This is a genomic window from Stappia sp. WLB 29 (assembly GCF_023507705.1).
In the GTDB taxonomy this organism is placed as follows: domain Bacteria; phylum Pseudomonadota; class Alphaproteobacteria; order Rhizobiales; family Stappiaceae; genus Stappia.
In genome coordinates this window covers 1-25078 of the sequence record NZ_JALBGD010000013.1, presented here as the reverse complement: position 1 = coordinate 25078, position 25078 = coordinate 1, and the positions used below count along the sequence as shown (strand labels likewise).

General features: G+C 69.5%; 23 protein-coding genes. 10 read left to right on the top strand and 13 right to left on the bottom strand.

What is annotated here, in order from left to right; all coding sequences use genetic code 11:
• Nucleotides 1–24: 24 nt before the first annotated feature.
• Nucleotides 25–2220, top strand: a complete 2196-nt coding sequence (flhA, locus tag MNI96_RS19580) for a flagellar biosynthesis protein FlhA (protein WP_249695879.1) — start codon at nucleotides 25–27, stop codon at nucleotides 2218–2220.
• Between the two features lie 61 nt (nucleotides 2221–2281).
• Here the strand turns inward: flhA and MNI96_RS19575 are convergent, their stop codons facing one another.
• From MNI96_RS19575 to aguB, 3 genes are all read right to left on the bottom strand, one after another.
• Nucleotides 2282–2572 (bottom strand): hypothetical protein, encoded by a 291-nt coding sequence (locus MNI96_RS19575; RefSeq protein ID WP_249695878.1) that lies wholly within the window; start codon nucleotides 2570–2572, stop codon nucleotides 2282–2284.
• A gap of 200 nt (nucleotides 2573–2772) precedes the next feature.
• The gene (aguA, locus tag MNI96_RS19570) at nucleotides 2773–3867 is read right to left on the bottom strand and encodes an agmatine deiminase (protein WP_249695875.1); all 1095 of its coding nucleotides are present in this window, start codon (nucleotides 3865–3867) and stop codon (nucleotides 2773–2775) included.
• A complete protein-coding gene (gene aguB / locus MNI96_RS19565; RefSeq protein ID WP_249695873.1) occupies nucleotides 3864–4769 on the bottom strand; it encodes an N-carbamoylputrescine amidase in 906 nt (301 codons plus the stop codon). Before aguB ends, aguA begins: the two co-directional genes overlap by 4 nt.
• Before the next feature lie 135 nt (nucleotides 4770–4904).
• Here aguB and MNI96_RS19560 point away from each other — a divergent pair, with 135 nt between their 5' ends.
• Complete coding sequence (locus MNI96_RS19560; RefSeq protein WP_249695872.1) at nucleotides 4905–5528, top strand: GNAT family N-acetyltransferase; 624 nt, start codon at nucleotides 4905–4907, stop codon at nucleotides 5526–5528.
• Between the two features lie 7 nt (nucleotides 5529–5535).
• Here the strand turns inward: MNI96_RS19560 and MNI96_RS19555 are convergent, their stop codons facing one another.
• Complete coding sequence (locus MNI96_RS19555) at nucleotides 5536–6009, bottom strand: YbaK/EbsC family protein (protein WP_249695869.1); 474 nt, start codon at nucleotides 6007–6009, stop codon at nucleotides 5536–5538.
• 146 nt (nucleotides 6010–6155) lie between these two features.
• On the opposite strand from MNI96_RS19555, the gene MNI96_RS19550 reads away from it, so the two are divergent.
• Nucleotides 6156–6776 carry a hypothetical protein gene (locus MNI96_RS19550; protein ID WP_249695867.1) on the top strand — a complete coding sequence of 207 codons (621 nt, stop codon included), beginning with the start codon at nucleotides 6156–6158 and terminating at the stop codon, nucleotides 6774–6776.
• A gap of 71 nt (nucleotides 6777–6847) precedes the next feature.
• On the opposite strand, the gene MNI96_RS19545 is transcribed toward MNI96_RS19550, so the two are convergent.
• Nucleotides 6848–7759: a metallophosphoesterase family protein gene (locus MNI96_RS19545; protein WP_249695865.1), complete on the bottom strand. Its 912-nt coding sequence runs from the start codon at nucleotides 7757–7759 to the stop codon at nucleotides 6848–6850.
• 490 nt (nucleotides 7760–8249) lie between these two features.
• Here MNI96_RS19545 and MNI96_RS19540 point away from each other — a divergent pair, with 490 nt between their 5' ends.
• Nucleotides 8250–8723 (top strand): NUDIX domain-containing protein, encoded by a 474-nt coding sequence (locus MNI96_RS19540; protein WP_249695863.1) that lies wholly within the window; start codon nucleotides 8250–8252, stop codon nucleotides 8721–8723.
• A 4-nt stretch (nucleotides 8724–8727) separates the two neighbouring features.
• Here the strand turns inward: MNI96_RS19540 and MNI96_RS19535 are convergent, their stop codons facing one another.
• Nucleotides 8728–9705 carry a glutathione S-transferase family protein gene (locus MNI96_RS19535; RefSeq protein WP_249695861.1) on the bottom strand — a complete coding sequence of 326 codons (978 nt, stop codon included), beginning with the start codon at nucleotides 9703–9705 and terminating at the stop codon, nucleotides 8728–8730.
• Between the two features lie 417 nt (nucleotides 9706–10122).
• Between MNI96_RS19535 and MNI96_RS19530 the strand changes: the two genes are divergently transcribed.
• Entirely contained in the window at nucleotides 10123–10635 is a 513-nt protein-coding gene (locus tag MNI96_RS19530; protein WP_249695859.1) for a GNAT family N-acetyltransferase, read from the top strand.
• Between the two features lie 26 nt (nucleotides 10636–10661).
• Here MNI96_RS19530 and MNI96_RS19525 read toward each other — a convergent pair whose 3' ends face one another.
• Genes MNI96_RS19525 through MNI96_RS19510 form a run of 4 tightly spaced genes read right to left on the bottom strand, consistent with a single transcriptional unit; the run spans nucleotide 10662 to nucleotide 17549 of the window.
• Entirely contained in the window at nucleotides 10662–12740 is a 2079-nt protein-coding gene (locus MNI96_RS19525) for a hypothetical protein (protein WP_249695857.1), read from the bottom strand.
• A 10-nt stretch (nucleotides 12741–12750) separates the two neighbouring features.
• Nucleotides 12751–15585 carry a DUF4159 domain-containing protein gene (locus MNI96_RS19520; RefSeq protein ID WP_249695855.1) on the bottom strand — a complete coding sequence of 945 codons (2835 nt, stop codon included), beginning with the start codon at nucleotides 15583–15585 and terminating at the stop codon, nucleotides 12751–12753.
• Nucleotides 15582–16538, bottom strand: coding sequence for a DUF58 domain-containing protein (locus tag MNI96_RS19515; protein WP_249695853.1), 957 nt, complete (start codon nucleotides 16536–16538; stop codon nucleotides 15582–15584). The genes MNI96_RS19520 and MNI96_RS19515 overlap by 4 nt, the downstream gene beginning before the upstream one ends.
• Before the next feature lie 6 nt (nucleotides 16539–16544).
• Complete coding sequence (locus MNI96_RS19510; protein ID WP_249695851.1) at nucleotides 16545–17549, bottom strand: AAA family ATPase; 1005 nt, start codon at nucleotides 17547–17549, stop codon at nucleotides 16545–16547.
• Nucleotides 17550–17722: 173 nt separating this feature from the next.
• Between MNI96_RS19510 and MNI96_RS19505 the strand changes: the two genes are divergently transcribed.
• From MNI96_RS19505 to MNI96_RS19490, 4 genes are read left to right on the top strand one after another with little or no spacing between them, the layout of a single operon-like run.
• The gene (locus MNI96_RS19505; RefSeq protein ID WP_502960364.1) at nucleotides 17723–18388 is read left to right on the top strand and encodes a DUF1285 domain-containing protein; all 666 of its coding nucleotides are present in this window, start codon (nucleotides 17723–17725) and stop codon (nucleotides 18386–18388) included.
• Nucleotides 18385–19071 (top strand): CoA pyrophosphatase, encoded by a 687-nt coding sequence (locus tag MNI96_RS19500; protein WP_249695850.1) that lies wholly within the window; start codon nucleotides 18385–18387, stop codon nucleotides 19069–19071. The genes MNI96_RS19505 and MNI96_RS19500 overlap by 4 nt, the downstream gene beginning before the upstream one ends.
• Nucleotides 19071–19331 carry a DUF6111 family protein gene (locus MNI96_RS19495; RefSeq protein ID WP_249695848.1) on the top strand — a complete coding sequence of 87 codons (261 nt, stop codon included), beginning with the start codon at nucleotides 19071–19073 and terminating at the stop codon, nucleotides 19329–19331. The genes MNI96_RS19500 and MNI96_RS19495 overlap by 1 nt, the downstream gene beginning before the upstream one ends.
• Before the next feature lie 26 nt (nucleotides 19332–19357).
• Complete coding sequence (locus tag MNI96_RS19490) at nucleotides 19358–20617, top strand: CCA tRNA nucleotidyltransferase (protein ID WP_249695846.1); 1260 nt, start codon at nucleotides 19358–19360, stop codon at nucleotides 20615–20617.
• A gap of 6 nt (nucleotides 20618–20623) precedes the next feature.
• Here the strand turns inward: MNI96_RS19490 and MNI96_RS19485 are convergent, their stop codons facing one another.
• The 3 genes from MNI96_RS19485 to MNI96_RS19475 are packed head-to-tail and all read right to left on the bottom strand — an operon-like array spanning nucleotide 20624 to nucleotide 23253.
• Nucleotides 20624–21739 carry an AAA family ATPase gene (locus MNI96_RS19485; RefSeq protein WP_249695975.1) on the bottom strand — a complete coding sequence of 372 codons (1116 nt, stop codon included), beginning with the start codon at nucleotides 21737–21739 and terminating at the stop codon, nucleotides 20624–20626.
• A gap of 21 nt (nucleotides 21740–21760) precedes the next feature.
• Nucleotides 21761–22708 (bottom strand): oxygen-dependent coproporphyrinogen oxidase, encoded by a 948-nt coding sequence (gene hemF, locus MNI96_RS19480; protein ID WP_249695844.1) that lies wholly within the window; start codon nucleotides 22706–22708, stop codon nucleotides 21761–21763.
• Nucleotides 22709–22761: 53 nt separating this feature from the next.
• Nucleotides 22762–23253, bottom strand: a complete 492-nt coding sequence (locus MNI96_RS19475) for a tRNA (cytidine(34)-2'-O)-methyltransferase (RefSeq protein ID WP_249695842.1) — start codon at nucleotides 23251–23253, stop codon at nucleotides 22762–22764.
• A 144-nt stretch (nucleotides 23254–23397) separates the two neighbouring features.
• Between MNI96_RS19475 and MNI96_RS19470 the strand changes: the two genes are divergently transcribed.
• Nucleotides 23398–25078: ABC transporter ATP-binding protein (locus MNI96_RS19470; protein WP_249695841.1), on the top strand; the 1681-nt coding region annotated here is incomplete at its 3' end.

Genomic DNA, 25078 nt, shown 5'->3' with positions numbered 1-25078 from the left:
GAAAGGTGTGACGAAGGGCGCGGCATGAGCGACGTGACGGCAGGCGAGGGCAAGGGCGCCCCGGGGCTTTCCCAAGGGTTGGCCCCGGTTGCGGCAGCGGTGCCGGGCGGCACGGACGGGGGCGGATTCCGCCCTTCGCTCGGCGGGTTGAGCCTTGCCTCTGCCTGGGACACGATCCGGCGCGGCGACATCGCGCTGGCGCTCGGCGTCATGGTCATCCTGGTGGTGCTCATCCTGCCGATGCCGGCGATGATGCTCGACCTGTTCCTGGCCATCTCGATCATCTTCTCCGTGCTGATCCTGATGACCGGCCTGTTCATTCAGAAGCCGCTGGAATTCTCGTCCTTTCCCACGGTGCTGCTGATCGCGACGATGCTGCGGCTGGCGCTGAACCTTGCCTCCACCCGCCTGATCCTGGCCAACGGCCACGAGGGCACGGATGCCGCCGGCGAGGTCATCCAGGCTTTCGGCAACTTCGTGATGGGCGGAAATTTCGTCATCGGCATCATCGTCTTCGCGATCCTGGTGATCGTGAACTTCGTCGTCATCACCAAGGGTTCGGGCCGTATCGCGGAAGTGGCGGCGCGCTTCACCCTCGATGCGATGCCGGGCAAGCAGATGGCCATCGACGCGGACCTGTCCTCGGGCCTGATCGACGAGACGACGGCGCGCCAGCGTCGCCGCGAGCTGGAGGACGAAAGCTCCTTCTTCGGCGCCATGGACGGTGCTTCGAAATTCGTGCGGGGCGATGCCATCGCCGGCCTGCTGATCACCTTCATCAACGTCGTCGGCGGCATCATCATCGGCGTCGCGCAGATGGAACTGAGCTTCTCGCAGGCGGCCGCCTCCTACACGCTGCTGACGGTGGGCGACGGTCTCGTGTCGCAGATCCCGGCACTGATCGTCTCCACCGCGGCCGGCCTGCTGGTGTCGAAGGCCGGCGTCGCCGGCTCGGCCGACAAGGCGCTCGGCCAGCAGCTGTCGGGCTATCCCAAGGCGCTCGGCATGTCGTCCTTCGTGATGGCGACGCTGGCGATGCTGCCGGGCATCCCGATGATCCCGTTCCTCAGCCTCGCCGGCCTTGCCGGCTATCTCGCCTATCGCTCCAGCAGGTCGCACAAGGAGGTGGCCGAACAGGTGCGCATCGCCGAGGTGGCGGCGGCTGCGCCGCCGAAGCCGTCCGAGCCGCCGGTGACCGATTCGCTGAAGATGGACGAGCTGCGCATCGAGCTCGGCTATGCGCTGCTGGCCCTGATCAACCAGAGCGCGGAAGGCGACCAGCTGACCGAGCAGATCAAGGCGCTGCGCCGCCAGCTGGCGGCCGATCTCGGCATCCTGATGCCGCCGGTACGCATCCTCGACAACATCCAGCTCGGCGCCAACGACTATGTCATCAAGGTCAAGGAAGTGCCGGCCGGCAGCGGCCAGCTCTACCCGAACCACTACATGGTGATGGACCCGAGCGGCAATCAGGTGAAGCTGCCGGGCACCCATACGACGGAGCCGACCTTCGGCCTTCCGGCGACCTGGGTGGAGGGGCAGTACCGCGAGGATGCGGCGCTGCGCGGCTACACGGTGGTCGATCCGGCGACGGTGCTGGCGACGCACTTGACCGAGACGATCCGCGGCAACGTCTCCGAACTGCTCACCTATGCGGACGTGCAGAAGCTGCTGAAGGAAATCCCCGGCGAGCAGGCGAAGCTGGTGGAGGACATCGTGCCCTCGCAGATCACCGTCTCCGGCATCCAGCGCGTGCTGCAGGCGCTGCTGGCCGAGCGGATCTCGATCCGCGACCTCGGCACGATCCTGGAAGGCATCGCCGAGGCGACCGGCTTCACCCGCAACCCGGCCACCATCGCCGAGCATGTGCGCTCGCGGCTGGCGCGCCAGATCACGGCGTCGAACCAGGCGCCGGGCGGCTACCTGCCCTTGATCGCCCTGTCGCCGCAATGGGAGCAGGCCTTCATCGAGTCGATCGTCGGCGAGGGCGAGGAACGCTCGCTGGCCATGGCGCCGTCGAAGCTGCAGGAGTTCGTCCGCCTGGTGCGCGATGCCTTCGAGCAGGCGGCGCAGCTGGGCGAGGTGCCGGTGCTGCTGACCTCGCCGCAGACCCGGCCCTTCGTGCGCTCCATCGTCGAGCGGTTCCGCGCGCACACGACCGTGATGAGCCAGAACGAGGTGCATCCGCGTGCAAGGCTGAAGACGGTCGGATCGGTGTAACGAAAAAGCGCCCCGCAAGCGGAGCGCCCAAAACGCGATCGATGGCCTGAAGAACGGGCGTTCAGACCGTGACGTCGACGCCTTCGGTCTTCTTGGTGTCCTTGTCGCCGTTCTTGGCGAGATCGAGGCTGTCGATGGCCTTGTCGATGCCTTCGTTCTGCTCGGCGATCTTGGCCTCAGCTTGCTTCTTCACCCGGGCCGCAACGTTGTTGAACAGCATTTCGGTCGCGGTCTGGGTCTCGCTGACCCCGACGGCGAAAACGTTGCTCGCCACCGCCTGCTGGTTCAGGAACTTCTCGGAATGGGCCTTCTGCTTGGCCTTCCACTGCTGGATCTGCTGATAGCCGGACACCTTCTTCGCACTGCCGAAGCCGCCGCCAAAAGATTTTCCGATGAGAGGCATGGCGGTGGAACGAGGTCCCTGATGCTGTGGGGGGTGCCGGATGTTCGGAGCCAGTGTCGCCGCAAACGGGTTAACAAACCCTTATCAGTCGAATCTGCCGTAACGGCACTTTGCTGCGGAATGCGACAAGGCCGAGGGCGGCCCCGGCCTCAGGCCGGAACCTGCTGGGTGATGCAGTGGATGTTGCCGCCGCCGAGCAGCACCTCGCGCCCCGGAACGCCGACGATCTCGCGGCCCGGGAAAAGCCCGGCGAGGATGGCGGCGGCTTCAGCGTCGTGCCGTTCGTCGAGCAGGGGAAACACCACCCGCGTATTGGCGATGTAGAAATTGGCGTAGCTGCCGGCGAGCCTCTCGCCGGGCTTGCGCACCATGCCGTTGTCGCCGGCGGCGATCCCGGCGGCTTCCTGCGCGCTCATGTGGAGCGGGCCGGGCATGGGCAGGCGGACGACGCGCAAGCGGCGGCCGCGCGCATCGCGGCAGGAGGCGAGATGCTCCAGCGCCTCGGCGGAGCGCTCGTATTGCGGGTCGCCCCTGTCGTTCGTCCAGGTGAGGGCGACGGTGCCGGGCGCGCAGACATGCAGCAGGTTGTCGACATGGCCGTCGGTCTCGTCGAGGTAAACGCCGCGCGGCAGCCAGACGACGGCGGTCGCGCCGAGCCAGTCCTTCAGCCCCTGCTCGATCTCTCCTCGTGTCATCTGCGGATTGCGGCCCTCGGAGAGCAGGCATTCGGCGGTGGTGAAGACGGTGCCCTCGCCGTCGACATGGATGGCGCCGCCCTCCAGGACGAAGGGCGCGCGGTAACGCTCCACCCCTTCCACCTCGGCGATGCGCGCGGCCATGGCATCGTCCCGGTCCCAGGGCGCGTAGAGCCCGTTCGCCTCGCCGCCCCAGGCGTTGAAGCGCCAGTCGACCGCGCGGACCTCGCCGCCGGGGCCGGTGACGAAGGTCGGGCCGATGTCGCGCATCCAGCAGTCGTCGGAAGGGATATCGAGGATGCGGATGCCGGCGGGCAGCAGGGCCTGCGCGCTCTCGCGCCCCTGCGCCGAGGAAACGGTGACGGTAACAGGATCGCTGGCATGGATCGCGGCGGCAATCGCGGCGAAGGCGCGGCGGGCGGGCGCAGCACCCTCGCGCCAGTTGTCGGGTCGCTCGGGCCAGGCCATCCAGCAGCCGGAATGGGGCTCGAACTCGCCGGGCATGCGGAAGCCGCCGGCGGCCGGCAGGGAGGCGAGTGGCGCGCTCACGGACGAGGGGGCCTGGCGCGAGAGGTTCCGGGCGCGGCGCCGTCGAGGCTGGCGAGCGGGCCGTAGAGCTCCGGCCGGCGGTCGCGGAAGACGCCCCAGGAGGCGCGCAAGGCGGCGAGCGCGTCGAGATCGAACGTGTGCAGCAGGATGTCTTCGCTGATGCGGTCGGCTTCGGCGACCTTGGCGCCGGTGGCATCGGCGATGAAGGAGGAGCCGTAAAAGGTCAGCTCGGTGCCGTTGCGGCCCGGCTCCGTGCCGATACGGTTGGAGGCGACGAGCGGCATCAGGTTGGCGCCGGCATGGCCCTGCATGACGCGCTGCCAGTGGGCGGCGGAGTCCCACTGCGGATCGAGCAGTTCCGAGCCGATGGCGGTTGGGAAGAACAGCATCTCCGCGCCCTTCAAGGCCATGGCGCGGGCGGTTTCCGGGAACCACTGGTCCCAGCAGATGCCGACGCCGATGCGCCCGAAGCGGGTGGACCAGACGCGAAAGCCGGTGTCGCCGGGGGAGAAATAATACTTCTCCTGGTAGCCGGAGCCTTGCGGGATGTGGCTCTTGCGGTAGAGGCCGAGAGTGCTGCCATCCGCATCGACGATGGCGATGGAGTTGAACCGGGCCTGGCCGGCGAGTTCGTAGAAGCTCACCGGAATGACGATGCCGAGTTCGGCGGCAAGCGCCTGCATGCGCGCGATCGCCGGGTGGCCGTCGGCGGGTTCCGCGCGCAGCAGCAGGTCGGGCGCCTCGTCCTGACAGAAATAGGGGTATTCGAACAGTTCCTGCGGCAGCACGATATTGGCGCCGCCGGCCGCCGCTTTGCGGATCAACCGCTCCATGCGGGCGAGATTGTCCTGCCGGTCGGGGCTGCAGGCCATCTGCAGGGCGGCGAGGGTGACCTGTCTCATCGAGGCTCCTGTGGCGGGGCGGGACTCGCTCGAGCCTAGCGCAAGGCGGGGCCGGCGCCAACGCGGGGCGCTTGATCGCGGGAGCCGGACGGATTACCTCAAGCCGTGCCGCATCGCAGCGCGGAAGGAGCGAGAATGACGTCGTCGATCACCGTTGACCTGTCGGGCTATACCGACCTGCCGGCCGGCAAGGTCGCGACCATCGTCACCTATCTGGAGATGCGGGCCCGGCCGCTGGCGCGGCGGGCCGAGCGGCCCGATCTGTCGCTGGAACGGATCGAACGCCCCGATCCGGCCGAGTATCGCGCCCTGTTCCGCCGGATCGGCGACGAGTGGCTGTGGTTCGGGCGGCTGACGGTGAGCGACCAGGATCTCGTCGCGGCGCTGACACGGCCGGGGCACGAGGTCTATTTCTGCCGCAAGGGCCGCGGCGGCGAGCCGGTCGGCCTGCTGGAGCTGGACTTCACCGACCCGGCGGATGTGGAGCTCGCCTATTTCGGGCTGGTGGCGGAGGAAATCGGCAACGGCGCGGGACGCTGGCTGATGAACGAGGCGCTGTCGCAGGTGTGGTCGCGGCCGCAGACGCGGCGGCTGTTCGTCCATACCTGCACCGCCGACAGCCCGCAGGCGCTCGGCTTTTACCGGGCGAGCGGCTTCACGCCCTACAAGCGGGCCATCGAGATCTCCGACGACCCGCGCCTTGCCGGCGTGCTGCCGCGCGATGCGGCAGCCCATGTGCCGGTGATCGAGGGCGAGTGAGGCCGGATCAGGCCGTCATGCGGATGACGGCGGCGCCGGTCGCCTTCAGCAGGTCGCTCGCAGTTGTGGCAAACACCGAATTGGGGGCACCTGCAGCGGCCCAGATGCCTTCGAATCGGGTAAGGTCCTCGTCGAGATAGACCTTGACCGGGGCAAGATGCCCGATCGGGGCGACGCCGCCGATGGCAAAGCCCGTGCGTTCGCGCACGGTGCGTCCGTCGGCCCGGCCGAGCTCCTCGCCGATGCGCTGGGCAACGGCGGCCTCATCGACCCGGTTGGAGCCGCTGACCAGCAGCAGGACGATCTCGCCGCTGGACTTGCCGAGGAAGACGAGGGACTTGCAGATTTCGGAGACGGAGCAGCCGCAGGCATTGGCCGCATCTTCCGCCGTGCGCGTGGACGACGGCATCTGGCGGATCTCGATGGCGAGTCCGGCCTCTGCGGCGGCCTGGCGGACCCGATCTGTACTGCTGATTGCCATGGAGAAGTCTTAATCTCCGTTAACTATAACTCGTTGTTTGTCCGTGGACGACTCGCGAACGACTGCCCACGATGCTGCGGTTAATGCGAGTCTATGGTACAAATTTTATTAAGGGTTCGTTTACCTCGCTCGAATCGGAACGATGCATGACCAGACCGCGCGACAATGTTGTACCGCATGCCAAGGTGCGCAGCCTTCGGGACGCCATCCGGAAGGTCAAGTTCGCCGAAGTCGAGCGCACCGATGTGGTGGTGGAGTTGCAGGAATCGGAGCGGGCCCGTCTTGAACTCCTCGCCGAGGAGCTGCAGGACGTCTTCAAGGAAGTGCCGGAGGACGACGACCAGTTCTCCTTCCAGATCGTGCCGGGCAACCTGCCGCGGCTGTGGATCGACATCACCAGCCACGTGGCGATGGGCCGCGACAAGCGCACCTATCGCTTCGTCAAGGACACCAGGCTCGGCCGCACCGTCATCCTCGAGACGCCCGAGCTCGACGACATGGCCGACTGCATCACCGAATACATCGCCGAGCGGGTGCTGGAGCGCGAGCGGGCGGTCGAGGGCGACTGGCTGAACAAGCGCCTGAAGGAGCCGCCGCGCACGACGCAGTCCGAGGCCGCCGTGCAGCCGCAGCAGGCCGCGCCGGCCACCGCGGCCGTGCCGACGGTGCGGGGGCTGTGGGGACCGTTCGCGGCCTTCGCCATCGGCATCCTGGTCGGCGTTGCCGCGCTGATCGGCTATGCCTGGTTCGCCAATCCCCTGAACTGACGTTTCTTCACCAGAAGACACGCCGTCAAGACACGCCGTCGGAAAACCGGTGCCCGGGACGCAGCCTTGCGTCAGCCGGGTATCTTCAGCTTGTGCCGTGCGATGAGCTCGACCTCGGCCGGTTCGTCGCGCCTGGCGGACGAGGGAATGCCGCGCTCCTCCATCTCGCAGTGCCAGTCGCCGGGACTTCCGGAAATCGAGAAAAGATTGTAGCGGGCGGCCGGGCGCTTGCGGCCCGGGCCGTTAGAGGCGGAGGGCACGCCGATCACCGGGACGGGGCCGTTCGGCCCCTCGATCTCGGTACGGGTGGCGAGATGCGTATGGCCGTGCAGCACCAGTTCGCAGCCGGCGCGCTTGACGGCGGCGCGCACGCGCGAGGCATCCGTCAGCCGCTTGTTCCAGGCGGTGGCGCCGCGCTGCGGGGGGTGGTGGATCAGCAGCACGCGGAAGGCGCCTTCCTCGCCGAGGCGACCGAGCTCGTCGCGCAGGCGGCGGGACTGTCCGCTGCCGAGCCGGCCGGTGGCGAACCACGGGCCGCTGGCGCGGGCGCTGGACGCGCCGACCAGTGCGACGCCGCCGCGGCGGCGGATGAAGGGAAAGCCGTCCTGCAGCGGCAGGTCGCCGGTCATGTAGGGACCCCAGGCATGCACCGCGCGGCGCAGGGCGCCGGGCACATAGGCATCGTGGTTGCCGGGCACCACGGTCAGTTCTTCCGGCAAGCCGAGCGCGTCGAGCCAGTGGCGGGCCGCCGAAATCTCCATATCCAGAGCGATGTTGACGAGGTCGCCGGTGACCGTGACGTGGTCCGGCACTTGCGCCTTCAGGTCGTCGAGCAGCAGGTCCAGCCAGCTCGCCGTCATCGAGCGGGCGCGCGAGCGGTGCCAGTTGACGTAGCCGAGCATCCGCTTGGACACGAGATCGCGGAAGCTGGCATCGGGCATGGGACCCAGATGCGGGTCCGAGAGGTGGGCGAGACGAAACATGCGCCCACATCAGGAACAGGAAGGCGGGCGGTCAAGCAAAAAGCGCCGCGGAGGGGCCGGGCGCTTCCATCCGTCCCATGCGGACGGTGCTCACAAAGGCTCTGCGGCGGCGCGATGCGCGCCCTGCCGAGGATCCTGTCAGTTGCTGCTGAACGTGGTCAGCACCGCGGCGATGCGCGGGTTGGTCAGGTCGACCGCCGGACGCCACACATAGCGACGACGAGCGAAAGCCGGGAACAGGGCCGACAACATGGGTCTCTCCTTCGAGAAGGCAGCTTGGAGACGGGCTTCGTCCCGGCGCTCGCATTTTCGAGCTCTCTCGTCCGGGTGCCGCTCCTTCGGCTGCGATGGCACAATTGGCCGAATCGCGGGCACGAACAAGCGCGATTCGGGCAGTGCTCCCATGCAGGGCGCGCATGGTGGGTTAAGCAAAGCTTGCGGTTCTGCCGGCCGGATGGGGCCCGACAGCGATGGAAGGGATACGGACGGGATGAGGCGAAGCCTGCCGGGCATGAAGGGGCTGAGGCGGCTGACGCTGTCGCTCACCCGCTATCAGCGGGCGATGACGCTGGGCGTGCGCGTTGCGGCAACGGACGCGGAAGGGCGACTGCTGCTGGTGCGCCACACCTATCTGGCCGGCTGGTACCTGCCGGGCGGAGCGGTGGATGCGGGCGAGACGCTGGCCGAGGCGGCGCTGCGCGAGTTGCGCGAGGAGACCGGCGTGATCGGCGGCGAGCCGGCGCTCTTTGCCGTCTATCACAACCGGCGCAACCATATCCGCGACCATGTCGCGCTCTACCGCGCGGCGGTGGAGGCGGTGCCGGACGGGGCGCTGGCGCCCAATCGCGAGATCCGCGAGGCCGGGTTCTTCGCGCCGGAGGCGCTGCCGCCGGACACCAGCCCGGCGACGCTGCGGCGCATCGCGGAGCTTTCCGGAGAAAGCCCGCCCTCGCCGTTCTGGTAGGGCGTCACCCCTTCGGCAGCGCGTCGCGGCCATGCGGGCGGTCCAGGTCGAGCACCGGGCCGAGCGGCACGATGCCGGTCGGGTTGATGGTGCCGTGCGAGCCGTAATAGTGCCGCTTGATGGTGGCGAAGTCGCAGGTGTCCGCAACGCCGGGATGCTGGTAGAGCTCGCGCAGGTAGCCGGACAGCGCCGGATAGTCGGCAATGCGGCGGATGTTGCACTTGAAGTGGCCGACATAGACCGGATCAAAGCGCAAAAGCGTGGTGAACAGGCGCCAGTCGGCCTCGGTCAACTGGCCGCCGACGAGATAGCGCTGGCGCGACAGGCGGTCCTCCAGCCAGTCGAGCGCGGTGAAAAGGGTCGTCACCGCCTCCTCATAGGCTTCCTGCGTGGTGGCGAAGCCGGCCTTGTAGACGCCGTTGTTGACCTCGTCGTAGATGCGGGCGTTGACCTCCTCGATCTCGGGACGCAGGCCTTCGGGAAAGAAGTCCAGCCCGCTCTCGACGCCGGGAAGGTCGTCGAAGGCGGAATTGAACATGCGGATGATCTCCGCCGATTCGTTCGAGACGATGGTCTGCGTCTTGCGGTCCCAGAGGATCGGCACGGTGGCGCGGCCCGTGTAATCCGGGTCGGCCTTCACATAGACCTGCCAGGCGGTCTCGGCGCCGGTCTCGGGTTCGGGCTTCGCGAAGGTCCAGCCGTTTTCCAGCATGAGCGGCTCGACCGCAGCAAGCGAGATCTTGTCCTCCAGGCCCTTGAGCTTGCGGAAGATCAGCGTGCGGTGCGCCCAGGGACAGGCGAAGGAGACCATGAGGTGGTAGCGGCCGCTTTCGGCGGAAAAACCGCCCCTGCCGCTGGGGCCGGGGGCGCCGTCGCGGGTGACCCAGTTGCGGAAGGAGGACTCCTTTCGCTCGAACCGCCCGCCGGTCGAACTGGTATCGTACCACACGTCCTTCCACACTCCGTCCACCAGCATGCCCATGTCGCGTTTCCCCTCTCGTGTCGCTGTCGTTCACGATAGGAGATGGGACCGGGTCGCGCGGCTTCAACCGCGCGAATGGACCATTCACGGTGAGTGAACGATGGTCCGGGCCTTAAAAGCGCTTTACGGTCCGGGCATTGCATGATACCGACCCCATCCGGCCATGATAGCCTTCCCGGTTGCGGGAGGCGGGTCGGACCGAGACCGGTTGCCGCGGATGCCGAAAGGCGTGCCGCAAGAGCAGGACGCGATGAACAGGATCGAACGGCAGCGACGACGAGACTTGCGACGAGGCCAGCCCTCGCGCGTCGTCACACGTGTGCCTTGAGATCCGGCTAGAGCGTTGGGGATGAACCGGCGGAGCGGATCGAAGGCGCAAGTTTCCGCCTGACCGTACCGACCACCGAGATCCGATCCATGCTCGCACTGTCCTGGCTTATCCGGAACGAACTGCCTTCCGACCTTCCCGCCATTCTCGACCTGCAGGCCGAAGCCTTCGGCCCGGGACGCTTCGCCAAGACGGCCTTCCGTCTGCGCGAGGGGGTCGAGCACGACCGGCGGCTGAGCTTCGTGGGCATGAGCGGCGACGTCTTCGCCGGCTCGGTGTGGCTGACGCCGATCACCATCGGCGATGCGCCCTCGCAGCTGCTCGGCCCGCTGGCGGTGGCGCCCGCCTTCAAGAACCGGGGACTGGGCCGGCTGCTGGTCAACCAGGCGCTGAAGACCGCGCAGGCGCTGGGCGAGAAGAGCGTGCTGCTGGTCGGCGATGCGCCCTATTACGGGCCGCTCGGCTTTGCGCCGGTGCCGATGGGGCGGATCACCCTGCCGGGGCCGGTCGATCCGGCGCGGCTGCTGGTCGCCAACCTGGTGCCGGGCAGCGAGATGCCGCAAGGCAAGGTGCGCGGCGGCCGCGACGCCATCGCGGCCTGAGACGTCTTCGCAGCCGATAGCGCAGCTCAGCGTCCCTCGCGATACCACAAGAACGACACGCCGCCGAGCAGCAGGGCGAGACCGAGCAGGCCCTGGAACAGGGGATAGCGGTCGATGCCGCGCAGGATGCTGGCTTCCGTCGTGCGGAAGCCGATCCAGCCGTCGCCGGCAAAGCTGGTCGCCCGGCGCATCGGCACCACCCGCGGCACGACGATGCGGTCGTCCGCTCCGGCGAGGCGGCGGACGCTGCCGCCGGTTTCGCCGGCAACCGGCGCAAGGGTCTCCACGGTCGACAGCACGTCGGTGAACTCGCGCGGGTTCGGCGGGCCGACATGGACCAGCGCCTTGCGGGTGCCGTCGTCGACGGAATAAAGGCCGAGATCGGGCGCCGGCGCGGTGGCGCGCCACAGGCCGGGCGAGACCTCGGTCGGGGTGAGGTTGCGCGTTTCGCCGCCCGGCAGGGTCAGCGTCATGTCGCCGACGGTCTCGCCGATGGTCTGGCGCTCGGCGACGACCTCGGCCCCGCGCGAGGTGAGGCGCAGGGCCTCCTCCTCCAGATCCGGCTCCTTCATCAGCCAGTGGGCGAGACGGCGCAGCAGGTCGACATGCGGGCCGCCGCCCTCGTAGCCGCGCGCCCACAGCCAGACGTGATCGGACAGGAGCACGGCGACGCGGCCCTCGCCCTCGCGGCTGAGCACCAGGAGCGGCTTGTCCTCGGTGCCCGTCATCAGCGTTTCGCCGTTGCGCACGGCCGCATCGACCAGGCGGAACCAGCGGCTCCAGGCCGGCGGCTCAGAGGCCGAGCCGGGCAGGTCGCGCGTCACCGGATGGCGGTTGCCGACCTCGGAGATGCCGGCGCGGAACGGCTCCTCGTAGATCGTGCCGCTGGGCTCTGCCGGCAGGACCGGCGACAGCGGCGTGCGGTAGATGCTGCCGCCCTCCGCGTAGTCGGGGCCGCCGGCCACGAGCACGGCGCCGCCCTCGCGCACATAGCGGGCGATGTTGTCGAAATACAGGAGGGGCAGCACGCCGCGCCGCTCGTAGCGGTCGAAGATGATCAGGTCGAACTCGTCGATCTTCACCGAGAAAAGTTCGCGCGTCGGGAAGGCGATCAGCGACAGCTCGTGGATCGGCGTGCCGTCCTGCTTGTCGGGCGGACGCAGGATGGTGAAGTGGACGAGATCGACGGAGGCGTCGGACTTCAGCAGGTTGCGCCAGGTGCGCTCGCCCGCATGCGGGCTGCCGGAGACCAGCAGGACGCGCAGGTTTTCGCGGATGCCTTCGATGGTGACGACGACCCGGTTGTTGATGTCGGTGAGTTCGCCCTCCAGCACCTCGGCGGAAAACTCGAAGATGTTGTTGCCGCCATGGGCGATGGTGACGGGAATGTCGATGGTGGCGCCGGGTTGGGCCATCTGCTGGGAGACGACCTCGCCGTCGCGCCGCACCACGATGGGCACCCGGCCGCTGGCGCCTGTCACGCCGCGGTCCTGCAACTGCAGCGTCACGACCTGCTCGGACCCGACCAGCGCGAATTTCGGGGCGCGGGCGATGGCAAGACGGCGGTCGATCTCGTCCTCGCGCCCGGTGACCAGCGCGTGGAGCGGGGCGTTGAAGCCCAGGTCCGCGGCACGGGCGGGAATGTCGTGGACCTGGCCGTCGGTGATCATCACGGCGCCGCCGATACGGTCCGGCGGTACGTCGGACAGGCTGTCGGCAAGCGCGGAGAACAGCGCCGTGCCGTCGGCGGTAGCGCCGTCGCCGCGCCCGGCACGCGTCACCCGGACCTCGTAGCCGGGCAGGCCGGAAAAGCGCTGCTCCAGCGCGCTCAAGGCTTCAGCGGCGGCGCTGGTGCGGTCGGCGAGGCGCTGGCTCTGGCTTTCGTCGACGATGACGGAAACGACGCTGGACAGCGGCTCGCGGTCCTCGCGTTCGAGCGCAGGGCCCGTCAGCGCGAGCAACAGAAGCGCCATGGCGAGCGCCCGCAACGGCCAGGCCGGCAGGCGCAGCACCAAGGCGCCGACGACCAGCAGCAGGGCGACCACCGCGGCGGCGGCGAGCGCCCAGACCGGCACGAGAGGGGCAAAGGAGAGGGACCAGATCACAGGTGCGCTCCTATTGTCCGAGCCGTTCCAGCAGCGCCGGAACGTGCACCTGGTCGGCCTTGTAGTTGCCGGTCAGGGCGTACATGACGATGTTGACGCCGGAGCGGTAGGCATACTCGCGCTGCACGGCATCGTTCGGAACGGTCGGGAACAGCGGGTTGCCGGCCTCGTCCACCGCCCACGCGGCGGCGAAGTCGTTGCCGGTGATCAGCAGCGGCGAGACGCCGTCGCCGGCGCGGACCGGGCGTTCGCCGGTGTTCCGCGTCTCCGTTGCCTCGACCCAGAGCGGGCCGTCCGCATAGCGGCCCGGAAAGGTCTCCAGCAGATAGAAGGCCTTGGTCAGGACGTGGTCGGCCGGCACCGGCTCCAGCGGCGGGATGTCGAGCCCGTCGAGCACCTGGCGCAGGCGCAGCACCGCCGGCGAGGTGCCGAAGCCGGAAATCCCGGCCGAGAGCTGGTCGGCGGTGTCGAACAGGATGGTGCCGCCGTTGCGCATATAGGTGTCGATGCGCGCCAGCGCCTCGGCGGAGGGAACCGGCGTCGTCTCCGAGATCGGCCAGTAGAGCACGGGGTAGAAGGCGAGCTCGTCGGTCGCAATGTCGACGCCGACGGGGGCCTCCGGCTCCAGCGCCGTGCGGGTGGAGAGGTAGCGGGTGAGGCCGAGCAGGCCCTGGCGGCTGGTGGCGTCGCGGTCCGGCTGACCGGTAAGCACATAGGCAAGGCGGGTGTCGAGCGTCGCCTCAAGCGCTGCAAGATCGTCGGACGTCTCCTGCGCCCGTGCCGTCTGCGGCAGGGCGAGCGCCGCGGCGAGGCCGGCGAGAAGCAGCACCGCCGCGCCGCGGGACAGCCGGCCGCGCAGGCCCTGCGCGTCGCCGCGCAGCCACATCATCGCGATCGCATCGGCGAAGAGCAGCAGCAGCGCGGCGAGGAAGAGCAGCGGCCTGAGGTCACTCGCCTCCGTGGTGGGATACGTCGCGACCGTCGCGGCGCCGTCGAGCGGGCCGAGGTCGAGCGGCATGACCTCGTCGAGCGAGGCGAAGAGGTTGATGGCGCGGAAGGCATCGTCGCTGCCGTAAAGGCCCGGCGGATGGCGGCGGCTGACCGCAACCTCGCCCTGGCGCGCCGAAACGGGCAGGGCCGAGGCCGGCGGCGGGCCGAGGCGGCCGTGCCCGTCGAGCACGCGCACGGGGGGCAGCAGGACCTCGGCCGGCTCCTGCACCGTGCCGGCGGCGGCACCGGCCCCGGCGCCCTCGCCCCTTGCGCCGGAAGCGGAGGAGAGCGCCACGATCCGCCGCAGCATGGAGACGAAGGTGCCGGAGATCGGCAGGTTCGACCAGCCGGTGTCGGCGGTGACATGGAAGAGGACCAGCGTGCCGCGCCCGCGCGCGGCGGCGGTGACGAGCGGCGTGCCGTCGGCGAGCGAGGCCCAGGTGCGGTCGGCAAGATCGGGTCCCGGCTCGGCCAGCACCTGCCGGTTGACCGTGACGTCGGCCGGCACGTCGAGGCGGGCGAAGGGGGAGGTTTCCGCAAAGCTTGCCAGCGGCTGCGGCTGCTCCCAGGACAGGCTGCCGCCCAGCGTCCGGTCGCCGGCGCGAAGGGCGGCGGGCACCAGGTCGTCGGTGCCGCCGGCCATGCGCGGGCCGGCGAAGCGCAGCAGCACGCCGCCCTGCTCGACCCAGGCGGCGACGGACTCCGTCGCGCCTTCCGGCAGGCGGCCGACATCGGCCAGCACGATGACGGAGACGCCCTGTTCGATGAGATCCGGCAGGGCTTCGGCGAGGTTTTCCTGGCGCGGGCGGCGCAATTCGGCAAAGGGCGAGAGCGCACGCTCCAGATAGTAGAGCGGCGACAGCAGCGGCTGCGCCTGATCGGCGGAGGCGCCGGAGACGATGCCGACGGTGCGGCGCTGCCAGCGGTCGTCGAGCAGCTGCACGCCGGCGGCGCTGTCCTGGCCGACCAGCTCCAGCCGGGCGACGTCGTTGCGCAGCTCGACGGGGAAGTCGAACCGGGCCGTGCCGGTCACGCCGTCCGCCTCGAAGGCGGCGTCGGCCTCGCCGAGGGTAAGGCCGCGCATGTCGAGCGCGCGGATGGTGCGCGATTCGGAGGAGGGGGTGTCGGCGAGCAGGGAGACGGTCAGCGCCTCGATGTCGTTGCGGGCGTCGGCCAGAACAGTGGGGCGGCCGAGCCCGGTCATGACGGTCAGCTCGCTGTCGCCGGCAAGGGCGCGCAGGTCCTCGACGAAGCGCGGAGTTCCGGCAGTTGCCGCATCCTCGGCGAGCCAGACGACCGAGCCGGGCAGGGTCTCCTGCGCGGCCTTGCGCAGGCCGAGCGTCAGCTCGCCCCGGTTGGCGGGCCAGGAGCGCGGCTCGAGCACGCGCAGACGCTCCAGCGCGAGGCGGGCGTTCTGGGGCACGAGCGGCTGGTCGGCGCCTTCCGCGGTTGCGGCGAGCAGGACCGGCCGGCCGGTGTCGGCGGCGGTCTCGGCGAGGCGCTCGGCCGTGCGGCGGCGGGTTTCCCAGCCCGAGGAGGAGGCCCAGCCGTTGTCGAGGACGATCCACAGGGGACCGGAGCCGGCGGGGGCATCGGCCAGCGGGCGCCAGATCGGCCCGGCCAGCGCGAGGATGATCGCGGCGGCCAGCAGCAGGCGCAGAAGGGTCAGCCACCACGGGCTGTTGTCCGGCGTCTCCTCGCGCTTGTCGATATCGGCGAGGAGGCGGGCGGGCGGAAAGGCCACGCGGCGCGGGCTCGGCGGGATCAGGCGCAGCAGCCACCAGATCACCGGCAGCAGCAGCAGGGCGGTGAGCACCAGCGGAGCGGTGAAGCCGAGGGGCAGGAAGGAGGTCATCTGCCGGCGCCTCCCGGTCCATTGAGCGGAATGCCGCTGAGGCGGCTGTGCAGCACCAGCATCGGCTCGGACGCCGGGCGGTCGGTGTGATGCACGACGAAGGTCCAGCCGGCGCGGCGGGCGGCATCCGACAGCGCCTGGCGGTGCGCCTCCAGCCGGTCGCGATAGGCGCGCCGCCACTGCTCGGCCTTGCCGCTGGTGAGCTTGAAGCCGGTCTCGGGGTCGCGGAACTCGGTGCGGCCGGTGAAGGGGAAGGTCTCCTCGATGGGGTCGAGGACCATGACCACATGGGCGCGGGCGCCGGTGGCGGCGACCTTGCGCATCCAGGCGAGCGTTTCCTCGACCGGGTCGAGCAGGTCGCCGATCAGAACGACTTCGGAGAAGCGGCGGATATCCTCCGTCGGCGGCAGGCCGACCGGATCGGCGAGATGCCCCAGCGCATCGGCAATGCGCTCGGCCGCATGGCGGTCGGCGACGGGGCGGCGCAGGCCGGGCAGGCCGATACGCTCGCCGGTGTCGGCGAGTAGATCGGCGAGCGCCAGCAGCAGAACGAGGGCGCGGTCGCGCTTCAGCGTTGCCGAAAGATGCGAGCGGAAGCCCATGGAGGGCGACAGGTCCGCCCAGAGCCAGACGGTGTGGGCGGCCTCCCACTCGCGCTCGCGGACATAGAGATGATCGTCGCGGGCCGAACGGCGCCAGTCGATGCGGCGCACCGGCTCGCCGGCGATGAAGGGGCGGAACTGCCAGAAATTCTCGCCGGTGCCGGAGCGGCGGCGGCCGTGCCAGCCGGCATTGATCGTCATGGCTACCTGGCGGGCTTCGACCAGGAGGTCGGGCAGGGCCTCGGCGAGCGATCGCGCGCCGGCGACGACCTGCGGCCAGGGGGCTCCCTGTGGGTCGTCCTGCGCGGCGGAGCCCGGCGAGGAGAAAGAAAAGCGCCCTAGGCCGCTCATGAGCCGTTACCCGATCCGGCTCTTGATGCGACCGATCACCCCGCGGATCGTCTGCCCGTCGGCGCGCGCGCCGAAGGTCAGCGCCATGCGGTGCTGCAACACCGGCTCGGCCAGCGCCAGCACGTCGTCCACCGACGGTGCAAGACGGCCGTCGACCAGCGCGCGGGCACGCACGGTGAGCATCAAGGCCTGACTGGCGCGCGGTCCGGGGCCCCAGGCGATCTGGCTGGTGATCTCGTCGTCGGTCTCGCCGGGACGGGCGGAGCGGACGAGCTCGAGGATCGCCTCGACGACGCTCTCGCCGACCGGCATGCGGCGCACGAGCTGCTGGCAGGCGACGAGATCCTCAGCCGACATGACGGCGGTCGCCTTCGCGTCCTGGGCGCCGGTCGTCTCCATGAGAATGCGCCGTTCCGCCTCGCGGTCGGGGTAGTGCACGTCGATCTGCATCAGGAAGCGGTCGAGCTGCGCCTCGGGCAGGGGATAGGTGCCCTCCTGCTCCAGCGGGTTCTGGGTCGCGAGCACATGGAAGGGGCGCGGCAGGTCGTAGCTCTGGCCGGCGACGGTGACGTGGTATTCCTGCATCGCCTGCAGCAGGGCCGACTGGGTGCGCGGGCTGGCGCGGTTGATCTCGTCGGCCATCAGGACCTGCGAGAAGATCGGCCCCTTGATGAAGCGGAAGGCGCGGCTGCCGTCGCGGGCCTGGTCCATCACCTCGGCGCCGAGAATGTCGGAGGGCATCAGGTCCGGCGTGAACTGGATGCGCCGGGCATCGAGGCCGAGCACCGTGCCGAGCGTTTCCACCAGCTTGGTCTTGGCAAGGCCGGGCACGCCGACCAGCAGGCCGTGGCCGCCGGCGAGCAAGGTGACCAGCGCGCGTTCGACGACGCTTTCCTGGCCGAAGATGATGCGGGCGATTTCGGTGCGGGCGGCGGTGATCCTGTCCATCGCCGCTTCCGCATCGCGGGCGACCTGCTCGTGATCAACTTCCGGTGAAGTGACGGCGCTCATGGTCGATTCTTACCTCCTGATCACGCGGCAGCTGCGACATCGCTCGTTCTGCCAGGGCCGGCCCGCGGTTGCCATCCGCCGCCTCCCCGTTGCAGTCTTGCGGCGGGAAACGGCCCGGGACTCAGTCTGCCATCCGTCGATGGTAACCCATGTCATGATAGGGTATGGGCCAAATGATGGCGGCGACAATGGGAGATGCGACAGGGATGACGCACAGGCAGGCCGAGGACGCCGGCAAGATGCCCGCCGGACTGGCCGATCTCGTCGCCCGGGCCGGCAAGACGCGCGGAACGCCGCCGGTGGAGCGCTGGAACCCTCCTTTCTGCGGCGACATCGACATGCGGATAGCCAGCGACGGCCGCTGGTACTACATGGGCTCGCCCATCGGGCGCGAGGCATTGGTGCGGCTGTTCGCCTCGGTGCTGCGGCGCGACGAGGACGGGCGGCACTATCTGGTGACGCCGGTCGAGCGGGTGGGCATCGCCGTCGAGGATGCGCCCTTCATCGCGGTGGAGATGCATGCGCAGGGCGAGGGCCGCGACCGGCTGCTGACCCTGCGCACCAATGTCGGCGATGTGGTAAAGGCGGATGCAGACCATCCGCTCCGCTTCGAGCGGGAAGCTGGCACCGACGGGCTGAAACCCTATATCAGGGTACGCGGCGCACTCGATGCGCTGTTGGCGCGGCCGCTGCTCTATCAGCTGGCCGAGCTTTTCGAGGAACATGACGTCGACCACGAGAGCGGGGGACGCGCCATGCTCGGCGTATGGAGCGGCGGCGTCTTCTTTCCGGCGGTTGCGGCCGGCGAGACGGATACGGAAACAGGCGGGGCAGGGTGAGCCTGGAGATCGAGCGGGAACGCGAGGCGCGGACAACGCCGGAGCTGTCGTCGGACATGGCAGCTGTGCTGGACAGCGCGGAAGCCTTTGTCGAGCAGGCGCGGCTGCGTCTTGCGCTGGCGGCGATGGACGAGGTGGGCGACCACATCCTCAATCCCGACATGGGACCCTTCGCCTTCGCCAAGCGCCCGCCGCGCGATGCGGCCGTGCTGATCCCGGTGGTGGACAGGCCGGCCGGGGCCTCGATCATCCTAACCCGGCGCACCGACCACCTGACCAGCCATGCGGGCCAGATCTCGCTGCCGGGCGGCAAGATCGACCCCGAGGACGATGGCCCGATCGGCGCGGCGCTGCGCGAGGCGAACGAGGAAATCGGCCTCGAACCGAGGGCCGTGCGCCCTGTCGGGGTGCTGCCGACCTATCTGACCGGATCGGGCTACCGGGTCGCCCCGGTGCTGGGCCTGGTGTCGCCGCAGGCGTCGATTTCCGCCAATCCGGACGAGGTTGCGGAAGTCTTCGAGGTTCCGCTGCGCTTCCTGATGAACGACGTCAACCACCACCGGCAATCCCGGATCTTTGCCGGAAAGCCTCGTTATTTCTACGCCATGCCCTATGGCGAACGGTACATCTGGGGGGTTACCGCCGGTATCCTCCGCCTCCTCCATGACACGGTGTGCCGCTGATGCTGCGTATCATTCTCACCCAACTCCTGCTGTTCTCGTTGCCTTTCATCGGCTTCGCGATCTGGCTGTTCATCAACAAGAAGGCGCAAACCTCGGAGAACTGGCGCAAGGGGCCGATGCTGTGGCTGGTCATTGCCGGCGGCCTCTTGGTCGTCGGCGGGCTGGTGATGCTGACCACCCATGGCGGGCTGCCGGACGGCCAGAGCTACCGCCCGGCCGAACTGCGCGACGGCCAGTTCATCCCCGGCCGCTACGAATAGCAGGCAGCAGTCGCTGGGAGGGGCGCATGGACGATCGGATCAAGGCCGACTGGCTGGGCGAGCCTGCCCTGCAGGCCGTGTTCGACGCGCTCGAGCAGGCGGGCGACGCGGTGCGGGTGGTCGGCGGTGCGGTGCGCAACACGCTGCTCGGCGTTGCCGTCAGCGATATCGACATCGCCACCACGGCGGAGCCTGACACCGTCATCCGGCGGGTCGAGGCGGCCGGGCTGAAGGCGGTGCCGACCGGCGTCGACCACGGCACGGTGACGGTGGTCAGCGAGGGCCGGGCCTTCGAGGTGACCACCCTGCGCGAGGACGTGGAGACGCATGGGCGGCACGCTACCGTGCGCTTCGGCCGCGACTGGCAGCACGATGCGGCGCGGCGCGACTTCACCATGAACGCGCTCTATGCGGCACGCGACGGCACCCTGTTCGATCCGGTCGGGGGGCTGCCCGATCTGGCAGCGCGGCGAGTGCGCTTCATCGGCGAAGCGGACCGGCGCATCCGCGAGGACTATCTGCGCATCCTGCGCTTCTTCCGCTTCCACGCCCAGTATGGCGAGGGCGAGCCCGACGCCGAGGGGCTGGCCGCCTGCGAAAGGCTGAAGGACGGGCTCGCTGGCCTTTCGGCTGAGCGCATCGGCGCGGAAATGCGCAAGCTCGTCGGCGCGCGCGGTGCGGTCGCCACGCTGGAGGCGATGCTGGACGCCGACATCATGCCGCTGGTGCTGGTGCCGCATGGCGGGCTGGCGCCGTTCAGGGCTCTGCGGGCGCTCGATGCCCTTTGCGCGAGCACGCGCGAGCCGGCGCTGGCGCTAGCCGCTCTCAGCGAGGGGGGCGAAGCGGAACTCGATGCGCTGGCCGACCGGCTGCGGCTCTCCAATGCCGAGCGCCGACGGATGAAGGCGGCGCGTCTTGCCGCCGATGCAGCGCGCGCGAAGCTGGCGGGAGGGAAGCCGGATCCTGCGGAGCCCGAGGCCCTGCGCCTTTCTGCGCTGGAACTGCTCTATCGCCACGGGCGCGAGGCGGCGACGGACGGCGTGCTGCTGGCCGCGGCGGAGGCGAGGCGTGCCGCGGACGATGCGGGCCTGCGTGCGCTGCTGGCGGCGGTGGCGGCGTTGGACGTGCCCAGATTGCCGGTCTCGGGCGGCGACCTGACCAAGGCCGGCCTCGCGCCGGGACCGAAGGTCGGCGAGGGATTGCGCCTCGCCGAGACGCACTGGATCGACAGCGGCTTTTCGCTCGACCGGGCGGCGCTGGTCTCGGCGGTGCTTGGCCGGACCTGAGACGGCTTAAACGTCGTCGGCGAATTCGCCCGTGATCTTCAGCCCCTCGATGCCGGTGGCGCCTTCGGTCTTCACGATCGTGCGCGGCACGGCACCGGCCTCGCGCGCCAGCGCGTCGGCGAAGTCCTGCGAATGGGTGACGATCCAGACCTGGGTGCGTTCGCAAGCCCGCGCCACGACGCGGGCGAGCGGCGCCAGAAGCTCCGGATGCAGGCTCGCCTCCGGCTCGTTCAGCGCGACGAAGGCCGGCAGACGGTAGGCGAGCAGCGCGCCGGAAAGCGCCAGATAGTTGAGCGTGCCGTCGGAAAGCTCGCGGGCCGAGAAGGCGCGCGGCATGTCGGCAAAGCGCAGCGACAGGCGTGCGGTTCCCTCGACCACCTCGACCCCGAGGCGGGCGCCGGGAAAGGCATCCTCGATGGCCGCCTCCATGTCGCGGGCGTCGCCCCGTACCATGGTCAGCGTGGCGAGGACGGCGGCAAGGTCCGCTCCGTCGGACGACAGGGTCGGCGTCGTCAGGGCAAGGGCGGGCTGGCGCAGCGGCGAGGCCTCGTCGGTGCGAAAGCCGTGGTAGAAGCGCCAGTCGGCGAAGGTGCGGCGGGCGATGTCGAGCTCTGGAAAGCGGGCGCCGTCGCGAAAGGCGCCGAGCGCGGTTTCCGAGCCGAGCAGCTCGTTCTCGTAGGTCAGCCTCGTGCCGTCGGCCGCGCGCAGCCAGGCGGTGGGGCCGCCGCGCTGCATCAACGTCACCTCGCGGGCGCCGGCGGCGAGCGTCAGGCTCTCCTCCTTGACCAGCGGCTCCAGCGGCAGCGCCGCATCCGAGATCTTGTTCGGCAGGCCGACCTCGATGGAATAGGTCATGTCGCCGAGCCGGGCCTTGAGGATCAGCCGCACCGGGGCGCCGCGCTTGCGGGTGCCGGCCCACAGCACGCTCTCGACGCCCCCTTCCTCGGCGATGGCGCGGGTGATGCGGCCGAGGGCCGCCTGCTGCAGCAGGGAGAGGGCACGGTAGAGGTTGGTCTTGCCGGTGCCGTTGCGGCCGACGAAGACGTTGAGCGCGCCGACCGGCATGTGCAGCATGCGCAAGGAACGGTAGCCGGTGACGGACAGGGATGTCAGCGGCGGCATCGACATGGGATCAGCCTCGCCTCACGGCCATTTCACCAAGGGCGGCATCGACGACAGGATCGATGCGACATTGCCGCCGGTCTTCAGGCCGAAGATCGTGCCGCGGTCGTAGAGCAGGTTGTATTCCACGTAACGCCCGCGGCGGATCAGCTGTTCCTCGCGCTCCGCCTCGCCCCACGGCTTGTGGTAGTTGGCGCGCACGAGCCTCGGATAGATGTCGAGGAAGGCAAGGCCGACGTCCCGGGTGAAGGCGAAATCCGCGTCCCAGTCGCCGGAGTTGAGATAGTCGTAGAAGATGCCGCCGATGCCGCGCGCCTCGTTGCGATGCTTGAGGAAGAAATACTCGTCGCACCATTTTTTGTAGCGAGGATAGTCGGCGACCGCATGGGCTTCGCAGGCGCCCTGCATCGCCGCGTGGAAGGCGCGCGTGTCGGCGTCCTCCTGGGTGCGGCGGGCATCGAGCACCGGCGTCAGGTCGGCGCCGCCGCCGAACCACTGGCGGGTGGTGACCACCATGCGGGTGTTCATGTGCACCGCCGGCACATGCGGATTGTGCATGTGGGCGATGAGCGAGATGCCGGAGGCCCAGAAGCGCGGATCCTCCGAGGCGCCGGGAATCTGGCCGCGGAACTCGGGCGAGAACTCGCCGTGGACGGTGGAGATGTGGACGCCGACCTTCTCGAAGACCCGGCCCTTCATCATCGACATGATGCCGCCGCCGCCCTTTGCCCCGGTCGAATCGGTGCGCTCCCAGGGCGTGCGCTCGAAGCGGCCCGCCGGCCGGTCTGCAAGCTCGCCCGGCAGGGCGGCGTGCTCGGCGGCATCGTCCTCGATCGCCTCGAAGGCGGCGCAGATGCGGTCGCGCAGGCTGCGGAACCAGGTCTCGGCCTGGACCTTCTTGTCGTCGATCCCGTCCGGAATGGCGCCCCCGCGCGTCTCGCCGCTGGTGTCCGTCGTCGCTGCGCTCATTCCTGCTTTCCTCGTCCGTGAAGGGGCGTCCCGTCCCCGCTTCATGGCAGAACTCATTGCCCGGTGGAAGGGGAGGCGAGGGAGAGAGGGGGAAAGGCGCCGGTTTGACGCAGCGCCTCGCCGAGCACGATGGCGGCGGTGACCGCGACGTTCAGCGAGCGCAGGCCGGCGACCATCGGCACGGCGATCCGGGCATCGGCGCGGGCGTGGACTTCCTGCGGCACGCCGGAGGATTCGCGCCCGAGCATCAGCAGGTCCGACGCCTCGAAGCCGTGATCGAGATGCGAGACCGCGCCCGAGGTGGTCAGCAGCACCAGGCGCCGGCCTTCGCCTGCGCGCCAGGCCTCGAAGGCGGCAAAGTCGACATGGCGGACCATGGCGGCGCGCTCCAGATAGTCCATGCCGGCGCGGCGTAGGGCGTGATCGGACAGAGGAAAGCCGGCCGGCTCGATCACATGCACGGTGACGCCGAGGCAGGCACTGAGCCGCAGGATGGTGCCGGTGTTCTGCGGAATGTCGGGCTGGAAGAGCACAAGGTCTGGCATGCGTGCGACGTCCGGGCTTGGAAGCGGGGCTTGGAAGCGGGGCGGGGTGTCCCATATGCAGGTGCGGGCGGCGCCCGCATCCCCTCAGCGCCCCTTCTTGCCCGCGACCCGCCCTCCCGGCAACAGCAAAGGACCCGCGCTCCCGTGCTCGAAAGACTGTTCGCCTGGTTCGAAGGGCGTCTCGATCCGCTGACCCCGCTGCCCGACCGCCCGGTGCCGGGCACGGGCTTCGGCTATCTGTGGTTCTTCGTCTCGCAGGCGCGGGCGACCTTCCTCGTCATGCTGGTGCTCGGCGGCATCACCGCCCTGATCGAGGCGGCGCTCTACGTCTTCGTCGGCGATCTGGTCGACATGATGCAGGCCGGCACGCGGGCCGATTTCCTCGCGCAGAACGCAACGATCCTGATCCTGATGGGCCTGACCGTGCTGGTGGTGCGCCCGGTCATCGCCGCGCTGACCGCGCTGGTGGAGGAGCAGGTCGTGGTGCCAGGCTTCTTCAACCTGGTGCGCATGCAGGGCCATGCGCAGGTGGTGGGCAAGTCGCTGGCCTATTTCCAGGACGAGTTCGCGGGGCGCATCTCGCAGAAGGTCTGGCAATCGGGGCAGGCGGCCGGCGACTTCATGGTCAGCCTGCTGCAGGTCATATGGTTCATCGTCGTCTTCGCGGTGTCGACGCTGGCGCTGGTGAGCGCGCTCGACCCGTGGTTCGGCCTCGTCGTGGCGCTGTGGCTTGCGAGCTTCGCCGGACTTGCCGTCATCTACGTGCCGCGCATCCGCCGGACCGCGAAGGAGAGCGCCCATGCCTCGTCCGGCGTGACGGGACGCTTCGTCGACACCTACGGCAACATCCAGACGATCAAGCTGTTCAGCGACACGCAGCGCGAGGGGATCGGCACCCGCGAGAGCTACCAGACCTTCCTCGCCGCGATCCGGCGCTTCACCCGCACGCTGACGGCGGTGCGCAGCCTGATGAGCCTGCTGTCGGGCGCGATGATCGCCGCCATCGGCGCGCTGGCGGTGTTCGCCTGGGAGGCGGGGCGGGTGACGACCGGCGACGTGGCGCTGGTGCTCGGCCTGGTGCTGCGGCTCAACGTGCTGCTCGGCCGGCTGCTCGGCCAGCTCAACGGGCTGTTCCGGGCGCTGGGCACGTTGCAGGACAGCGCCGAGACGATCACCCGGCCGGTGACCGTGACGGACCGGCCGAACGCCCCGGCGCTGCGGGTCGAGGCCGGGCGGATCGAGTTCGAGGGCGTGCGCTTCCACTATGGCAAGAAGGGCGGGGTGATCGAGGACCTGACGACGACGATCCGGCCGGGCGAGCGGGTGGGCCTCGTCGGGCGCTCGGGCGCGGGCAAGTCGACGCTGGTGAACCTGCTGCTGCGCTTCTACGACGTGGAGAGCGGGCGCATTCTGATCGACGGGCAGGACATTGCGGGCGTGACGCAGGCGAGCCTGCGGGCGCAGATCGGCATGGTGACGCAGGACACCTCGCTGCTGCATCGCTCGATCCGCGACAATATTGCACTTGGGGCTTCGGGCGCGGACGAAGCGGCGATCCGCGAGGCGGCGCGGCGGGCGCACGCGCTGGAGTTCATCGAGGCGCTGGCCGACAGCCGCGGCCGCACCGGCTTCGATGCGCGGGTCGGCGAGCGGGGCGTGAAGCTGTCCGGCGGCCAGCGCCAGCGCATCGCGATTGCCCGGGTGCTGCTGAAGAACGCGCCGATCCTGGTGCTGGACGAGGCGACCTCGGCGCTCGACTCCGAAGTCGAGGCGGCGATCCAGGAAAGCCTCAACGAGCTGATGGCCGGCAAGACGGTGATCGCCA